Annotated in this window: 16 protein-coding genes; 9 read left to right on the top strand and 7 right to left on the bottom strand. The window is 68.1% G+C overall.

Annotated elements, in window-relative coordinates:
- Positions 1–171: 171 nt before the first annotated feature.
- Positions 172–1488, bottom strand: a complete 1317-nt coding sequence (locus ACFY1U_RS45340; protein ID WP_390699935.1) for a ferric reductase-like transmembrane domain-containing protein — start codon at positions 1486–1488, stop codon at positions 172–174.
- Positions 1489–1665: 177 nt separating this feature from the next.
- On the opposite strand from ACFY1U_RS45340, the gene ACFY1U_RS45345 reads away from it, so the two are divergent.
- Together ACFY1U_RS45345 and ACFY1U_RS45350 are read left to right on the top strand one after the other, a co-directional pair.
- Positions 1666–2727 (top strand): LacI family DNA-binding transcriptional regulator, encoded by a 1062-nt coding sequence (locus ACFY1U_RS45345; RefSeq protein WP_390699936.1) that lies wholly within the window; start codon positions 1666–1668, stop codon positions 2725–2727.
- Positions 2728–2844: 117 nt separating this feature from the next.
- Complete coding sequence (locus ACFY1U_RS45350; protein WP_390699937.1) at positions 2845–3951, top strand: ricin-type beta-trefoil lectin domain protein; 1107 nt, start codon at positions 2845–2847, stop codon at positions 3949–3951.
- 70 nt (positions 3952–4021) lie between these two features.
- On the opposite strand, the gene ACFY1U_RS45355 is transcribed toward ACFY1U_RS45350, so the two are convergent.
- The 3 genes from ACFY1U_RS45355 to ACFY1U_RS45365 form a co-directional block, all read right to left on the bottom strand.
- Positions 4022–5176 (bottom strand): methyltransferase, encoded by a 1155-nt coding sequence (locus ACFY1U_RS45355; protein ID WP_390699938.1) that lies wholly within the window; start codon positions 5174–5176, stop codon positions 4022–4024.
- Positions 5177–5466: 290 nt separating this feature from the next.
- Entirely contained in the window at positions 5467–6888 is a 1422-nt protein-coding gene (locus tag ACFY1U_RS45360) for a non-reducing end alpha-L-arabinofuranosidase family hydrolase (RefSeq protein ID WP_390699939.1), read from the bottom strand.
- A gap of 523 nt (positions 6889–7411) precedes the next feature.
- Complete coding sequence (locus tag ACFY1U_RS45365; RefSeq protein WP_390699940.1) at positions 7412–8122, bottom strand: hypothetical protein; 711 nt, start codon at positions 8120–8122, stop codon at positions 7412–7414.
- Positions 8123–8873: 751 nt separating this feature from the next.
- Here ACFY1U_RS45365 and ACFY1U_RS45370 point away from each other — a divergent pair.
- Entirely contained in the window at positions 8874–9128 is a 255-nt protein-coding gene (locus ACFY1U_RS45370) for a hypothetical protein (RefSeq protein WP_390699941.1), read from the top strand.
- Between the two features lie 9 nt (positions 9129–9137).
- On the opposite strand, the gene ACFY1U_RS45375 is transcribed toward ACFY1U_RS45370, so the two are convergent.
- Complete coding sequence (locus tag ACFY1U_RS45375; protein ID WP_390699942.1) at positions 9138–9674, bottom strand: TetR/AcrR family transcriptional regulator; 537 nt, start codon at positions 9672–9674, stop codon at positions 9138–9140.
- Positions 9675–9749: 75 nt separating this feature from the next.
- Between ACFY1U_RS45375 and ACFY1U_RS45380 the strand changes: the two genes are divergently transcribed.
- From ACFY1U_RS45380 to ACFY1U_RS45395, 4 genes are all read left to right on the top strand, one after another.
- Complete coding sequence (locus ACFY1U_RS45380; RefSeq protein ID WP_390699943.1) at positions 9750–10799, top strand: aldo/keto reductase; 1050 nt, start codon at positions 9750–9752, stop codon at positions 10797–10799.
- A complete protein-coding gene (locus tag ACFY1U_RS45385; RefSeq protein ID WP_390699944.1) occupies positions 10796–11515 on the top strand; it encodes a DUF998 domain-containing protein in 720 nt (239 codons plus the stop codon). The genes ACFY1U_RS45380 and ACFY1U_RS45385 overlap by 4 nt, the downstream gene beginning before the upstream one ends.
- A gap of 11 nt (positions 11516–11526) precedes the next feature.
- On the top strand, positions 11527–12561 hold the full coding sequence (locus ACFY1U_RS45390; RefSeq protein WP_390699945.1) for an SDR family oxidoreductase: 1035 nt from the start codon (positions 11527–11529) through the stop codon (positions 12559–12561).
- A gap of 328 nt (positions 12562–12889) precedes the next feature.
- A complete protein-coding gene (locus ACFY1U_RS45395; protein WP_390699946.1) occupies positions 12890–13297 on the top strand; it encodes a hypothetical protein in 408 nt (135 codons plus the stop codon).
- A 505-nt stretch (positions 13298–13802) separates the two neighbouring features.
- On the opposite strand, the gene ACFY1U_RS45400 is transcribed toward ACFY1U_RS45395, so the two are convergent.
- Both ACFY1U_RS45400 and ACFY1U_RS45405 read right to left on the bottom strand, forming a co-directional pair.
- On the bottom strand, positions 13803–14387 hold the full coding sequence (locus tag ACFY1U_RS45400; RefSeq protein ID WP_390700039.1) for a nucleotidyl transferase AbiEii/AbiGii toxin family protein: 585 nt from the start codon (positions 14385–14387) through the stop codon (positions 13803–13805).
- A gap of 86 nt (positions 14388–14473) precedes the next feature.
- The gene (locus ACFY1U_RS45405; RefSeq protein WP_390699947.1) at positions 14474–14812 is read right to left on the bottom strand and encodes a hypothetical protein; all 339 of its coding nucleotides are present in this window, start codon (positions 14810–14812) and stop codon (positions 14474–14476) included.
- A gap of 9 nt (positions 14813–14821) precedes the next feature.
- On the opposite strand from ACFY1U_RS45405, the gene ACFY1U_RS45410 reads away from it, so the two are divergent.
- Together ACFY1U_RS45410 and ACFY1U_RS45415 are read left to right on the top strand one after the other, a co-directional pair.
- On the top strand, positions 14822–15463 hold the full coding sequence (locus ACFY1U_RS45410) for a hypothetical protein (protein WP_390699948.1): 642 nt from the start codon (positions 14822–14824) through the stop codon (positions 15461–15463).
- Between the two features lie 363 nt (positions 15464–15826).
- Positions 15827–15910: a hypothetical protein gene (locus ACFY1U_RS45415; protein ID WP_390700040.1), complete on the top strand. Its 84-nt coding sequence runs from the start codon at positions 15827–15829 to the stop codon at positions 15908–15910.
- Positions 15911–15939 lie beyond the last annotated feature (29 nt).

Below are 15939 nucleotides of genomic sequence, written 5' to 3' on the forward strand. Positions count from 1 at the left end.
CGGATCGATCATGGCGCTGGTCCGGGTCGGCCGCGAGGCGCGGACGCTGAACTCCTCGCGGATGATCCATGAAGTGCCGTGTCCCGGAACTGGCGACCTCGAGGCTGCATGCAAGCGCTCGGCGCCTCCATGCAGCCTCGGTGTATGGAGTCGAAACCGCGGCGGAAGGGCTCAGGCCAGACCGAACCGCTCGGCGTGGACTTGCCGCTCGGGAACCTGCAGGGCGCGCAGTGAGCCGAGCACGGCCGCGGTCATCGCGGGCGGACCGCAGACGTACACATCGCGTTCGGCTATGTCGGGAACCAGGGCATGGAGACTGTCCGGCTCGAACGGCGAACTCCCCTCCGCCGTACGGCCGGTGACCAGATGCAGCTTCCCACCCCGATCGGCGACCAGGCCTTGTACCTCGTCGGCCAGCACGGCTTCGTCCTCGCTGCGCACCCGATGGAGCACGACGACGTCACCGGAGGATTCCTCCTCCAGCAGGGCTCGAACCGGTGTGATCCCCACTCCCCCGGCGATCAGCAGCGCGCCGGGCCGCGTTCGGTGCAACGAGGTGAATGCCCCGTACGGCCCCTCCACGAACGCGCGGCTCCCGACCGGGAGGTGCCGCAGACCGGCGCTGGCGCTGCCGACCGCCTTGGCGGTCAGGCGCAACGTACGGCCGTCGGGTACCGCCGACAGCGAGAACGGGTTGGCCAGCCACCAGTGGTTGTGCCCGGGGAACCGCCAGATGCAGAACTGGCCGGCCCGGGCCGGGAGCTTGTCGAGGTGGCGGCCGGTGACATGCACCGACACCACGTCGTCCGATTCCAGCACCACCGCCGAGACCTCGAACCGGTGATAGGCGTTGCGCCACACGGGCATGACGATCCGCCCAGCGATCAGGGCACCGAACGAGAACAGCCACAGGAGCCACCAGTAGATCTTCGCGAACGCGGAAGAGGTGAAGGTCGTGGTCTCCTGCAGCTGGTGGACGAACGCCAGCCCCAACGCCACGTACAGCAGCAGGTGCAGACCGTGCCAGACCTCGTACCGCAGCCGCTGCCTCACATACCGGGCGGAGACCGCGGCGACCACGACGACGATCGCCGCGGCGCACATTCCGAGCAGGGAGGCCGGCACTCCGGCCAGCGAGAAGAACGTCTTCGTCATCGACGTCGCACCGAGCCTCGCGAAGCCCAGCACAATCAGCACAGCGTGGGTGAGGATGGTCCAGAGCAAAGTGAAGCCGACCCACCGGTGCCACACCGTCAACCGGTCCATGCCGATACGGCGGTCGAGCCACGGCAACCGGGCCACCAGCAGCAGCTGGAACAACATCAGCACGGCGGCATGCAGGCCGAAGAACTTGGCGGCGGTGAGCACCCCGTTCTGGCCGGTCCCGGCGGTGAGGAACAAGACCTCGACGATCACCAAGTTGACGATGACAAACGTCCACAGCGCCCGCCGCGCCGCCACCACCGGAGGTATGGTGCTCTGCCGCACCTGCGAAATCGTCGCCTCCACCGCTTCCCCTCTTGTCCATGTGACGCACTCGCGCCCGGCACACAGGTCTCGAGGACCCCAAGGCCCTCACCCGGCGACCGTCCCGGCCGCTGTCGCTCGGTAGGTTGAGTGATTAAGGGCTTAACCACAAGCCATCACAGGGCAGTTGAGGTACACATGACGAGCTCGCGTGTCTGGCGGCGTCCCACGCTCGGCGCCGTGGCCGCACGAGCCGGGGTCTCCACCGCCACGGTGTCGAACGCGCTCAACGGCACCGGGCGGCTGTCCGAGCAGACCAGACAACGCGTGCTCACCGCGGCCCGCGAACTCGGATACGCCCCGGCCAGCACGGCCCGTGCCCTGGCCCGCGGCAGCACCGGAGTCCTCGGCCTGACCATGACGACGTACGGCGACCTGCCCGTCCCGTACACCGAGATCCCGTACTACGCACAACTGGCGCTGGGCGCCATGGCGGCGGCCCATGAACGCGGCTATCTGCTCACGGTGATGCCGAGTTCGATGTCCCCGTGGATGTGGCTCAACACACCGATGGACGGCGTCATCCACGTCGGACCCCGTGCCGAGGACCCGGTGCGTGCCATCCTGCGCGAACGCGGCATACCGATGATCAGCGAAGGCCGCCCGCCCGAGTGCAGCTGGCGCGACGCATGGGTGGAAGCCGACCACGGAGCGGCCCTGCGTCTGCTGCTCGGCCACCTCACGGACTCCGGCGCCCGGCGGATCGCGCTCTCCCTGCCCCTTCACGACGATGCGTACCCGCATCTTGTCGCGGACGCCTACCGGTCCTGGTGCGACGAACACAGCACGCCCGTCCTCGTCGAGGAATACGCCTCACTGCCCGACTACTTCACGACCGAACAGAACGCGGTCAGCCGCCTGCTGCGCCACGATCCACGACCCGACGCCGTCATCGGCGTCTACTCCGACTCCGGCCACAACATCCTCGCCGCCGCCCGGCAGCACGGGCTTCGGGTGCCGCGAGACCTGCTGGTCGCCTGCGTCAGCGAGGATCCCGACTACGCGACGACCAGCCCACCCCTCACCACCGTCAGCCTCTGCCCGGACCAGGTGGGCGCCGAAGCAGTCGACCTGCTGATTGCTGTCATCAACGGCCGCAGCGGCGTGGACCGGCGCAGGCTCGTCCCACCCGCAATGATCCCTCGTCGCTCCACCCGGCACCCCGGGCAGCAAGACATGGGATGTCAACAGAGGAAATGAGACAGTAGGCGACCCCTCTTCGCCAATGACCCCAGACTTCTGACGATTCATGGGATGTATCGCCTGGGGTCGTGGTATCCATACCGGTGCGCTTTGCACTCGCAGAAGGGACGCTGCATGAGAAGAACCTGGTTAATACCGCTGATCACGCTTGTCGCTCTCGCACTTGGGATGACGGCGGCAGGCGTGGCCCCTGCCTCCGCCGCCTCCAACACGCCCTTGCGGCTCATGCCGTTGGGCGACTCGATCACCTGGGGCGTGGGCAGCAGTACGGGCAACGGCTACCGCGGTCCTTTGTGGAACGAGCTCGCGGCGGACGGCCATCCGCTCGACTTCGTGGGCACGGGGCGCAACGGTTCGATGTCCGACCCCGACAACGAAGGCCACTCCGGGTACCGCATCGACCAGATCGCCGCACTGGCCGACGCCTCGCTGACCCGGTACCGGCCCAACGTCGTGACGCTGGAGATCGGCACCAACGACCTCAACCAGAGCTACCAGGTCTCCACGGCCACCGACCGGCTGAAGTCGCTGGTCAACCAGATCACCGCCGACGTCCCCGACGCGACCGTCCTCGTGGCCTCCCTGGTCGTGTCCACCAGCGGCTCGGAGGAGCAGTACCGGGCCGCGTACAACCGGGCCGTCCCCCAAATCGTGAGCGACGCCCAGGCGGCGGGCAAGAAGGTCGCCTACGTGGACATGAGCAGCCTGACCACGGCCGACCTGTCCGACACCCTGCACCCCAACGACTCGGGCTACCAGAAGATGGCCGACGCCTTCCACCGCGGCATCCAGTCCGCGGACGGCGCCGGGTGGCTCAGGAACCCCGCTCCCGCCCCTGCCCGCGTGCAGTCGGGCATCGCCGGCAAGTGCATGGACGTCAACGGCGCCAACACCGCTGACGGGACCGCCGTCCAGACCTGGAGCTGTGGCGACAGTGCCAACCAGCTCTGGTCCGCCTACACCGACGGCACCCTGCGTTCCCTGGGCAAGTGCCTCGACGCCGCCGGCGGGGCCACCGCCAACGGCACCAAGGTGCAGCTCTGGGCCTGCCACGGCGGCGCCAACCAGGTCTGGCAGCCCTACAACGGCGGATACCGCAACCCCGCCTCGGGCCGCTGCCTCGACGTTCCGGGCTTCTCCACCACCGACGGCACGCAGCTCCAGCTGTGGGACTGCAACGGCGGCTCCAACCAGAAGTGGACCACCCTGACCGCCGGATGACCTCCGCTCCCGGGATCCGGGCCCTGTGCGGGCCCGGATCCCGGGATGGGTCATTGATCCTCCGAACCGGTCATGCCGTCAGTCGCCAGAGGGATGTGGTTTCGGCGCTGCGTGCTGTATGGAGTGCGTCGGCGGTGTCCATGGAGCGTGGGTGCCGGGGCTTGGTGTCGATCTTGCCCATGACGCGGAGCTGCGCTTTCTGGATGGCGCCGAGCAGTTGCCGACGTGTCCGGAGGCCGAGGTGCTCTGCCAGGTCGGACAGGACGAGCCAGCCCTCCCCGCCCGGCCGGAGGTGGGCGGACAGTCCGTCGAGGAAACTGTGGAGCATGGTGCTGTCCGGGTCGTAGACGCCTTGCTCGATGGGACCGGCCGGACGGGCGGGGAGCCAGGGCGGGTTGCACACGATGAGGTCGGCGCGGCCCGGCGGGAACAGGCCGGGGCCCGACACCTCGATACGGCCGGTCAGCGCGAGCCGGTGGGCGTTCTCCCTGGCGCAGGCAAGGGCGCGTGGGCTGATGTCGGTGGCCACGACGCGTTTGACACCGCGGTGGACCAGGACCGCGGCGAGGACGCCGGTTCCCGTCCCGAGGTCGAATGCCGTACTGGTGGCAAGGTTGCGCCGGGTTGCCGGTGGCAGTGACGTGCGGGCGACCAGGTCGACGTACTCGCTTCTGACGGGAGCGAACACGCCGTAGTGGGGGTGGATTCGAGCCCCGAGCGCCGGCACTTCGATCCCCTTCAGGCGCCACTGATGAGCGCCGATCACTCCCAGCAGTTCACGCAGAGAGACCGCCATGGGCCCCTTCGAGGGGCCATAGGCTGCCAGACACGCCTGGCGGACGTCAGGGGCCCGGCGCAGCGTCAGGATGTAGTCGTCGTCCAACAGCACAAGAAGCTTTCCGAGGACACGGGCGCGGTGACGACTCCTGCGGCGGTGCAGGTGGAAGTTCTCGCTCGGAGACAGCCTGGACTTGAGCGGCTTGCGGTCGATGCGGCGGCCCATCGCCTGGAGGAGTTGCCGGGCGTTGTGGAAGTCGCCTTGCCAGAGCAGGGCTGTTCCTTCGCACGCCTGCCGGTAGGCGTCGTCGGCTTTCATCCGGTCGTCGGCGACGACGGTTCGTCGAGGGAGAGGGGCGGCGTTCTCGGAATGCCAGAGGGCGGACTGGTGGGTGTGGCTTTCGGTCCAGTGGATGGTGGACACCACGTACTCCTCGTGGTCGAACATGCAGGGGGACGAGGAGCACTTCGACGAGGAGCAGACTGAGCCGACGCCTGTCCGTCGGACAGGCGTGTGCGTTGAGGCAGGTGGCCGTTACCGCTCTCGCGTCGAAGCGCGAGAGCAGACGTCCCAGACGACCATGCCGAGCATCGGGTGAGCCCTTTCGGAGGAGTGGCAGCAGGCTCGCACAGGTGCTGCTCGGCTGCCAAAAAGCACCAGGGCTGTTCCCCACTGAGTGCCGTAGACGGCCGCTACGGCACTCGGCGTTGCATACGGTTGGGGACCGCGGTGGCGGGTCAGCGCTGCAGGGTGAGCACGCCCGGCCGGTACGGCAGCTGCTCGTAGGGGGCGCCGTCCGAGCTGGGGGACCTTCCCTGGTAGAGGAGCTGCAGGTTGCAGGGGTCGATGGTCATGGTCTGGTCGGGGTTGTTGCGGACCAGGTCGCCGTGGCTGATGTCGTTGGTCCAGGTGGCACCGCTGTTGGCCTTGCCCGCGAAGGGGCTGGTCTCGGTGGCGGCCTGCGGGGTCCACGAACCGCTCAGGCTGGAGGCCGTGAACGAGCGGAAGTAGCGCTGTTCACTCGCACCGCGCGCCTCGACGATCATGAGGTACTGGTTCTGGCCCTGGACCTTGTAGACCTGCGGCGCCTCGAACAGGTTCTTCACCGTGTCGCTCATGACCGTCGTGTACGACGAGCCGAAGCTGCCAGGGAAGTTCCCGATCGGCATGGTCGACTTGTAGATGCTGCCGTTGTCATTGGCGAAGAACAGGTACATGTTCTGGTCGTCGGCAATCAGGGTCGGGTCTATCGGACTTCCCGTGGGCAGGCTGCCGGTGAACAGGGGCTGCGGCGCGGACCAGCCGTTGGCGTTGGTGGGGTCGCTGGACGTGCGGTAGGTGAAGGGCCAGGCGGTACCCCAGCCCAGTGAGGCCAGCACCCAGATGTTCTTGGGCGCGAAGTAGAACAGCGTGGGCGCCACAGCGCCCTGGCTCATGCCGGTCTGAGTGGCCGAGGCCATGTCCGACCAGTTCGTGAAGGGGCTGAACGCCATCGAGCCCCATCCCGATCCCGAAGAGTTCGTCGCGTAGACCAGGTGCTTGCCGTTGTACGTCACGTTGGTGAAGTCCTTCAGCGAGTACCACCCGTTCGACGGCTGCGCCAACGGGCCGGTCGAGCTCCAGCGGTAGGTCGACGGGAGAGAACATGAGTTGGTCGCCCCGGACAGGCCGGTCCACTTCTGGTTGCCCGCGCCGGTGCAGTTCCAGAGCTGCACCGCCGTGCCGTTGGCGGTGGCCCCGCCCGACACGTCCAGGCACAGCCCGGACTCCACGCCGACGACCGTGCCGTCGGAGTTCACCCGCCACTGCTGGTTGGTGCCGCCGTTACAGGACCAGATCTCCACTCGGGTCCCGGCCGCGGTGGCATGGCCCGGGACGTCCAGGCACTTGTTGCCGTAAACGGTCAGCTGGCTGCTGTCCGTCAGCGTCCACTGCTGGTTGGATCCGCCCGTGCAGTCCCAGATCTGCAGGAGGGTACCGTCGGCCTGGCCGGCGTTCGGCACATCGAGACACCGGCCGGAACCGACGCCGCGCAAGGCGCCGCTGGTGGCCGCCTGAGCCGGGCCGGCGACGAGCAGCGCCGCCAACGAGACCAGGGCCGCAACGGCGGCGGCGAGCACCACAGACAGATGTCTGCGGCTGAAACGTCTTGTGCGCATGGGAACCTCGCATCCCTCGAGTGAATGTTCGTAATACCGAACGATGGTCGAAGCGTCGAGCAAGATGAACGGACGAGTAACGGCACAGATCTAGCGGTCGACCGCGCCCGAGTCGTTCCACTGCAGAGCACGGCCACCGTCGGCCGTGTGATCCGCGCGAGACTCATCCGGCAACACGGTTCGCCCTCTTCGATCGCCGGAACCCCGCCCGGACTCGGCACCTTCGTCACGGCAACAGCGCGGCCCGGCAAGGAGGTTCGGGATCCACAAGGGGTGCGGCTCCCTCGCTCGTCTCCACTGCGACATGGGATGGATTAACGGATACGAACGTTGCCTGTGTCTAGGCCTGTGACACAACTTCCTTTGCAGCGCAGGGGTGAGCGTCCGAATTGCACCCTGGCAGCTTCGCCAAACATTGGATGTTTCGACAACCCGCGGCTGCTTCCTCAGTGGTGGGGAACGAGGGCTGCAGAAGATGCAACCGATGCACCGTCGTCCCAAGCGGTGCATCACGTTCCACCACCTATTCGCTCTGCAACTGTGCCTTGTTGACGGCCGCTTGAAGTTGAAGCCAGGTGGGATCGGTTGCGTCGACAGCTGTCACCGTTGCCAGATCGTCTGCTTCCCAGGTGCGGGTTCCGTCGGTCAGGACAAGGTGCGCCTCCAGGTCGTCGCCGTCGTCCGGGACCTCGGCGGTGGACTCCCGGAACGCCATGGCTGCCGCCCTGGCGATGTCCCTGCTGGTAGTGCAGGTCTGCGTGGAGCCGAACAGCGCGGACAAGAGCACCAGTTCTCCCCCGCTGCCGGCGACCAGAAGCTCGCCGCTCGCCGTGGCAGCCAGCGCGGCCAGGCGGGACCCGGTCAGCACATGGTGCTCGACCGCTTGCCGGGTTTCGACGTCCACCTCGACCAGCGCCCCCGTGGGCGTTGCGATCCACAGCACGCCCGGTTGCGGTCCGAAGGCGATGTTGTGACGCGACCAGGCTTCCATCTGGTCGAGCCACTCTCGCGGGTACGGATAACCAGGGCTGGGGTCGCCGAGGGTTGTGGCCAGAACCCGGTGCAGCGAAGGAAACACGAATACCTCTACCGAGTTGTCGTACGCGTTGCCACGGACCGCCATATGACGTCCGTCCGCGCTGAAGAGCGGAGTCTCGTAGCCGTCACAGTCCAGGATCAGCGCCCGGCGCAGCGGTCGCATCACGGCAGGCGCGGTCCCCTGATCGACGCGCACGAAAAGGCAGTACGTGGCCCCCTGGTCGCTGGCGAGCGTGGCAACAAGTCCGCCCCCGGGATGCTCCGCGACCCCTGTGTCCCACGCGGGTCCGGCACCGACGGTCCCGGAGGCAAGGTCAAGGACGTCCGAGCTCTCCCACCCGCCGCCTTCGTCGCGGAACGACGGTGAACCCCACAGGGTCTGCCCGTCCGGGCTGAAAGCCAGACTGCGGTAGGAGTCCGCGGCCGAAGCACCTTCCGGTTCGGAAACCCCGGCAGGAGTCCAGTGCCGTAGCCCGTCCTCCCCTGCCACCACAAGCAGTGGCTGCTCCGGATGCCACGCCACAGCGGGCCTCCGCTCTGCCCGCTCCCACCCAAAGGCCTCTCCGTAGGCGTTCGATGTGAGGCCCACGGAACCGAGTTCGCGTAGCTGCCCCGCGCCGCATCCCCAGATATGGACCGCCGGACGCTCGGAGTCCAAGCAGGCCACCAGCGGAAGCCGCGGATGGCATCTCAGCTGTTCAAAGGAGCGTCCGCCGCCCACCAGCCCACGTGCCACTACATCAAGATCAGTCACCCCAGCACCGTAGTTCTCGTCGGCCTGCGCGGCGAGGCCCTCACCGTCCCGCGCCGACTACGCAGGCACCTCCACCGCGGAGGAGTGGGATGCCTTCCTCGGCCACTTCGAGCGCCGCAAGCTCTCCATCGGCATCTGCGCTCGCGCGTTCGGCACCTCGTGCATCCACGAACACGCCTGCGTCCGCTGCTCGTTGCTGCGTCCGGAGCCCGACCAGCGCGGCCGCCTGGTCGAGATCCGCGACGGCCTCCTCGCCCGCATCATCGAGGCCGAACGCGAGGGCCGGCTTGGCGAGCTGGAAGGACTTGAAGTCAGCCTTTCGGGAGCCCAGGACAAGCTCGCCCAGTTGGATGCCGAACAAGCCCGCCGCAGCACCGCCGTGGACCTCGGCATCCCGACCTTCCCCGACATCGCCGGCCGGCACGGCAGCGCACCCCTGCAGCCGTGAGGCCCTCCACTACCGGTGCGTGCGGAGTCCGTCGAGGATGAGCGCGAGCATGTGGGGGGCCCGGTCCACGGGGCTGGACGCGGCACGCCACAACGCGCCGGTCAGCTGGAGGAAGTCCCCAGGTGCGGCGTCCACACGGATGCTTCCGTCCTTCTTGCCGGCGTCGAGGAGTGCTGTGATCGCGGCGATGACCGGCCCGTAGCTCTGCTCGGTGATCGCCTGGTGCACGCCCGGGGTGAGTGCGTCGCCGAGGCCGTGCTTTCGCCGCATGGCCTCGACGAGGTCCATCGTCCAGTGTCGCAGGGCTTCCAGTGGCGGCATCTGGGCCAGTAGGTCGGGCACGGTGCCGGTGATGCGTGCCACCTCGTCCTGGTTGACGGCCAGGACGAGCGCCTCGCGTGTGGGGAAGTTGCGGTAAAGGGTGCCCGCGCCGACTCCGGCGCGCTGGGCGATCTGGTTCATCGACGTGCTGCCGTCCGCGGTGAGCGCTTCGCGTGCGGCGGCGAGGATGCGTGCCCTGTTCTCACGGGCGTCTGAACGGACCACGGGACCTCACGTTGCTAAGCGGAGAGTTCTCCACTACGTTATGTGGAGAGCTCTCCGCATACTTTAAGGAGCGTCATGCATTACATCAAGCTCGGCATGACCGGCCTCGACGTGTCCCCGATCGCGATCGGCGCGATGACCTACGGCGAACCCGACCGCGGACATCCCGTCTGGTCGAAGGGGGAACAGGACGCGCGCCCGCTCATCAGGCACGCATTGGAGGCGGGGATCAACTTCTTCGACACCGCGAACATGTACTCCAACGGCTCCAGCGAGGAGATCCTCGGTCGCGCGCTCAAGGACTTCGCCGACCGTGATGCCGTGGTGATCGCCACGAAGCTGCGCCACCCGATGCGGCTGGGACCGAACGGCCGCGGCCTGTCGCGCAAGGCGATCATGACCGAGGTCGACCACTCGCTGCGCCGCCTCGGCACGGACTACATCGATCTCTACCAGATCCACCGCAACGACCACGCCACCCCGTGGGAGGAGACGCTGGAGGCACTCAGCGACCTCGTGAAGGCCGGCAAGGTCCGCTACCTCGGCGCCTCGTCCATGCACGCCTGGGAGTTCGCGAAGGCGCTGCACCTGCAGAGGCAGCACGGCTGGGCACGGTTCGTGTCGATGCAGGACCACTACAACCTGCTCGCCCGTGAGGAGGAGCGGGAGATGATCCCGCTGTGCCTGGACGAGGGTGTCGGCACGATCATCTGGTCGCCGCTGGCGCGCGGCCGTCTCGCCCGCGCGTGGGACGATGCCCGCTCGACGGCGCGCTCCGAGACGGACGGCGCCTACGCGGACCTGCTCTACTCGCCGGCCGAGGAGGCATCCAACCACGCGATCATCGACGCCGTCGGGAAGGTCGCCGCCGCACACGGCGTCACCCGCTCACAGGTCGCGCTCGCCTGGCTGCGCCGCCAGCCGGTCGTCACCGCACCCCTGGTCGGCGCCGGCTCGATCCGGCAGATCGACGAGGCCGTGGCCTCCCTGGACATCGAGCTCACCGACAACGACGTGCGCGCCCTGGAGGCCCCCTACACCCCCCGCCACGACTGGCAGGGCGTATCCGACGAAGCCGAGATGGAGGCCATCCGCCAGCGCGTTCCCGGCATGGCGCTCGCGTGAACCCCATCGTCCGCTCCGGCGCTGCTGCCCGCGCCGGAGCCCTCCTCATCCTTCTCGGTCCGCTCGTGTCCTGGGGCGCCGAGTTCATCACCGCCGCCGCATGGCAGGACCCGCCGTACTCGCCCCTGTACAACTGGGTCAGCCACCTCGGCCTGACCGGCCCACCGCAGACCGCGTTCGGGCAGGTCGCCCACTCCCCCCTCGGTGCCGTCATGGACACCGGCTGGGTGATCTACGGCACCCTCCTGATCGTCGGCACGTTCCTCCTGTTCGACCCGCGCAAGGGCGCCCGCCCCATCGCCATCGTGAGCCTCGCCGTCCTCGCCGGTGTCGGAGTCTCGCTCGTCGGCATCTTCCAGGGCTCCAACGCCAACGTCGACAACGGCCTGATCGCCTTCCACACCGTCGGCGCGCAGGGCGTCATGCTCGCCGGCAACATCATGGCGATCGCCGTCGGAACCTGCGGAACCCGCATCGGTCTCACCAAACGCCGCTCGATCGCGAGCACCGCGCTCGGCACCGCCGGACTGATCGCATTCCCCCTCCTCATGACCGATGTGTTCACCGGCTGGATGTGGAACATCGGCCTGTTCGAGCGCGCCGTCATCTACCCGATCATGATCGGCCACGCCCTCCTCGGAAGCAGCGTGGCCGCCACCCAGCGCCACCGTGCGACGCATCCGCCGGCACCCCTCACCGCACGAGCCAACAGCTGAAGGAAAAACAAATGACACGAGTACTGGTCACCGGAGGAACCGGATTCATCGGGAGCTGGTGCATCCAGGCCCTGCTGGCTGCCGGGCACACCGTCCGCACCACGGTCCGCGACCTGCGGCGCGAGTCGGCGCTGCGCTCCTGGCTGCACGCGGCCACACCGTTCGACGACGACCGGCTCACCGTCGTGCGCGCCGACCTCGATCACTCCGAGAGCTGGGACGCTGCCGTCGCCGACTGCGACTTCGTCCTCCACGTCGCCTCGCCGACCCTGCGCCACACGCCGGCGAACGACGACAACCTGGTGGTCCCCGCGCGCGAGGGTGTCCTGCGGGTGCTGCGCGCAGCCCGCAACGCCGGTGTGCGCCGGGTCGTCCTGACCAGCGCCTTCGGTGCCATCGGGATCGGGCACCCCCCGCGCTCGACCCCGTTCACCGAGGAGGACTGGACAGACGTCGACAGCGACATCCCGCCCTACCAGCGGTCCAAAACACTCGCCGAACGCGCCGCCTGGCAGTTCATCCAAGCCGAAGGCGGTGGCCTGGAACTGGCGGCGGTTCATCCCGTGGGGGTCCTTGGACCCCTGCTCGGCCTGGACGACCCGCCATCTCTGCGGCTGGTCCGCAGAATGCTCGAAGGACAGGTTCCCGCGTGCCCTCCCTTCGGGATGGGCTTCGTCGACGTGCGCGACGTCGCGGACCTGCACCTGCGCGCGATGACGGATCCGGCAGCCGCCGGCGAACGCTTCCTGGCCATCGCCGGGCACAGCCTGCGCGTCATCGACATCGCACGCATCCTGCACGACCGCCTCGGTGAGCGCGCCGCGAAGGCCCCGACCCGTGAACTGCCCGTGTGGGTCGCTCGCACACTGGGCATCGTGAACCCGGAACTGCGCCTGCTCAAGCACCAGCTCGGCCGGGATCTCGACGCCACAAGCTCCAAGGCGGAGAAGCTCCTCGGATGGCGGGCCCGTCCCATCGAGGACACCATCGCGGAGACCGCCGAGAGCCTCCTCGCCCACGGCATCGGGACAAAAACCGCCTCGTAGCCAACCGACGCGACAGCCTTGAGGCACCGAAGGTGCGTTGGACTGGTGACCCGGAGCGACTTCTCGGTACCACCGATCCGAAAACGATCAAGATAATCAGTACCCAGCTGGGAACCTGGGCTCGCCTCGGCCTCCTGCAACGCATTGCCCGCGGCGCCTACAAGATGCTTCTTCACGGGGACTTGTCATCATCCGACGCCCCTTAACTTCGCGGCATTGCAAGATCAAGGGGAAGCTTCTCTTCGCCCACGAGCCCTATTACCCGGGCCCGGGAACCCGCGAGGTCAACACCACGGTCGTCGCTGCTGACGCGCTGCGCCATCCGCGGGTGGTGCAGCCCGATGGCGCCCGCATCCACGACCTGCTCACCCGGGGACGCACGCCGGGCGAGATCATCCCGCTGGCCACCCTCACCCACGAACTGGGCGGTGGCGCCGGCTGGCCGGCGGTCGCAGATTTCGAGCGCGTCGTATCCGACCTGCTCACCCTCGTGCAGACCCAGGGGTTCGACGCTCTCAGTCTCGGACTTCCCGACCTCGCCCGGGCTTTGTTCTGTACTGGACCCGAAAGCCGGGTGCGTACCTTCGACGCGGCAGCCGGGCAGTTCACCGTCCACGGGTCAGCCGAGCGTGCCAGGGTCCTCACCAAGGTCGGCGTGTTCCTCACCGGCCTCACCGCCGAGCAGCCCTTGTGGCCGGGCGACGGACTCCTGCCGCCGCTGCGCCAAAACGCCTGACAACACCAAGGGGCAGCAGAACCATGATCAAGCGGCGCCGGAGGTGCCGACGACCGGTCACGGCCAGCGCGGAGAGGATCCGTCCCGCCGCCGTGGCCCTCGAGCGGTAGGACCGGATGAGAGGCGGGCGCCACGGCGTACGGCAAAGGCGCCGCCACGGGGGTCGTGGCGCATAGCGCAACAAGCCCCGGCTGGACGGGGGAGGCCAGCCGGGGCCGTAGGCGGTGGCGTGCGCAGGGCGGTCGCCTCTCGGCGGGATGCTCCATGGGGCTTCAGCCGGACGATCGTCCCCATGGACTGTAGGTGAGGCCCGGGGACACTGCCCCCTGCGCAGCCACGTGCATAGGAACGGCGAACTGCCCCTGGTTTCTTCCGCCGTTGCCGCTGTGCGGGTGTGAGGTGAGGCACGCTGTTGCATCGGCATCAGCGTCCATCGGCGACGTGCGTGCCCGGGGCGCTGTACCTCCCCAACGGCGCTGGGGGCAAGGCCGCCGAGTCGGGCGTTTCAGTCGCCGTCCTCGTCTTCGGTGTACGGTTCGGCAAGCCGCAGTCCGAGGTCGTCGAGCCAGTTGTGGACCCAGGCGCGCAAGGCGGCGATGCCGGCGGGATGTATGCCGTACGCGGCGTACTCACGGTCGGAGGTGAAGTCGACCACTTCGAGCCGGCCGTGCAGTTCCTCGAGGTCGAACTCCTCGTCGTGCTGGGCGCCCAGACGTTCGAGTTCGGCGATGGTGTACAGCTCGCGGGCGCTGAAGACGTCGATGACGTCGCGGGGGAAGCCGCGGTCGTGCAGGGCCCGGACCTTCAGTCCAACGGCGTCGTCGCGGGAGAGCATGGGCCCGGATTCGGTCTGGGCGGGAGGCTTGTGGAAGATCTCCTTGAGGATGTCCAGCTCGCAGGACTGATCGGTTGCCGTGTCGGTGGCGAGCGGGCGGGACATGCGCGGGGCGACCTCGACGGTGCGGATCGCCCATCCCCTCTCTTCGAGGCCGGCCACAACGGCGTCGGTGATCTCGTTCATGCCGGCCGGTGCGTCGGTGGCCAGGTCCAGGTCCTGGCTGGCGCGGCTGACCAGCTCATGGGCCTGGATGGCCTAGCCGCCGGCCAGCACCAGCCGATAGGCCTGACGGCTGTCCAGGGCGTCACGGAGCAGGCGCCGGTGCAGCTGTGGAAGTCTCATGCCGCAGCGGCGGCCGCTAGCTCGGGGAAACGCTGTTCCCAGCAGGTGCGCACCGGTTTGCCCAGGGCGATCCGCAGGCGCGGCCAGTGCCTGACGAGCAGGTCGGCGTTGAGGTAGCCGGTGAGGTCCTCGCGCAGGCCGTTGGTGAGCACGATGCGGTACAGGCCCAGCAGCAGCTTCTCGTCGCTGATGTCGAAATGCCTGAGCCCCGACCACGCCAGATGCAACGGCAGCTCCACCGTCCCGGACGTGGGTCCGGACAGTTCGGCGAGGTGCGCAGGCAGACGCTCGGCCACATGAGCCCAGCGCGCAGCGGCGGCATGGTCGATGGTCACGATTTCAGTATGACCCCTGACGAGAACTCACGGGGCATGGGGAGTGACCCCCGGCGTCCCCACGGCGGCCGCTGTGTCGATCGCGGGCCCGGCGGCCAGGTCATAGGCGGCAGCGGCAGCGGTTCGGACATCGAGGACGACGGACCGCACAAGGTGACGACGCCTGCGACGCTGCTTTCCGAGTACAAGAAAGTGCAAAGCGATGTCTTCGACAAGAAGAACAAGCAGCAGGTGGCGAAGTACGGCGTCAAGAACGCCCATGGCGTGAACGCCAGCTACGAGGCCCGGGACGTGGACCATCCGGGGACCCTGCGTACTCTCCAGCTCTCGGGCGCCTACGGCGAGAAAAGCGACACGGCGGACGACGGGATCGACCTCGTCGGCAGCCCGAAGGCCTACACACCCAGTGAGCTCGATGGCGCGGTCCTCAAGTGCCAGGAGAACAGGATCAAGGGCGGTTCTGTGGCTGCGGACTCGTCAGGTAAATCAAAAGACGCCAGCGTGCCGGTGTGCGTCTGGGGCGACAACAGCACTCTGGGTGTCGTGATGCACGTCGAAACGGCGAGAGCGACGCTCGGCATGCCCGTCAACATGGAGTACGCGGCAGAGCAGACCGCCAGGTTGCGCAAGGAAGTCCGCGTCAAGATCTGAGACCGAGCAGGGAGGAGCTCCTGCCCGACCTCGAAAGCCGCTACCCCAACGATCCGCACACCGAGCGTGCGCGGCACGTACTCGAAGCACACCACGCAGGCATGCAACCGCACCCCCAGCCGAGCGCCGCCTCGACTTGAGACATCAAGGAGGGGCTTCGGGATCTCAACCGGTAGTGGCCGGCACGGGTCAGTCGGCCGCCGCCCCGGCCGAGCAGGTGACGGCTGGGGACGTGGGTATTCGAGCCCTGGCCGACACGCTCATCCCCGCCCGGGTTCATCAGGGCGATCTGGGCTCCGCCCCGCACCGGGTCTGGTTCCTTCGATTATTTGTCGATGACCGCGCTCTGGTCGGCCACGGTACGTGGCCATCGACATGTCGACCACCTACCGGGCCGCGATCCGCACCGGCCTGCCGAACGCCGTCGTCGTGGTCGACTCTCGATGAGCACCCCTAGCTCAATCGCTCCCCAGGAC

The organism is Streptomyces sp. NPDC001351 (genome assembly GCF_042896045.1).
Lineage (GTDB): Bacteria > Actinomycetota > Actinomycetes > Streptomycetales > Streptomycetaceae > Streptomyces.

Excerpts from the sequence above, each read along its gene's own strand:
- ACFY1U_RS45345 (WP_390699936.1), top strand. The coding sequence starts at position 1,666 with ATGACGAGCTCGCGTGTCTGGCGGCGTCCCACGCTCGGCGCCGTGGCC.
- ACFY1U_RS45350 (WP_390699937.1), top strand. The coding sequence starts at position 2,845 with ATGAGAAGAACCTGGTTAATACCGCTGATCACGCTTGTCGCTCTCGCA.
- ACFY1U_RS45355 (WP_390699938.1), bottom strand. The coding sequence starts at position 5,176 with ATGTTCGACCACGAGGAGTACGTGGTGTCCACCATCCACTGGACCGAA.
- ACFY1U_RS45360 (WP_390699939.1), bottom strand. The coding sequence starts at position 6,888 with ATGCGCACAAGACGTTTCAGCCGCAGACATCTGTCTGTGGTGCTCGCC.
- ACFY1U_RS45380 (WP_390699943.1), top strand. The coding sequence starts at position 9,750 with ATGCATTACATCAAGCTCGGCATGACCGGCCTCGACGTGTCCCCGATC.
- ACFY1U_RS45390 (WP_390699945.1), top strand. The coding sequence starts at position 11,527 with ATGACACGAGTACTGGTCACCGGAGGAACCGGATTCATCGGGAGCTGG.
- ACFY1U_RS45410 (WP_390699948.1), top strand. The coding sequence starts at position 14,822 with ATGACCCCTGACGAGAACTCACGGGGCATGGGGAGTGACCCCCGGCGT.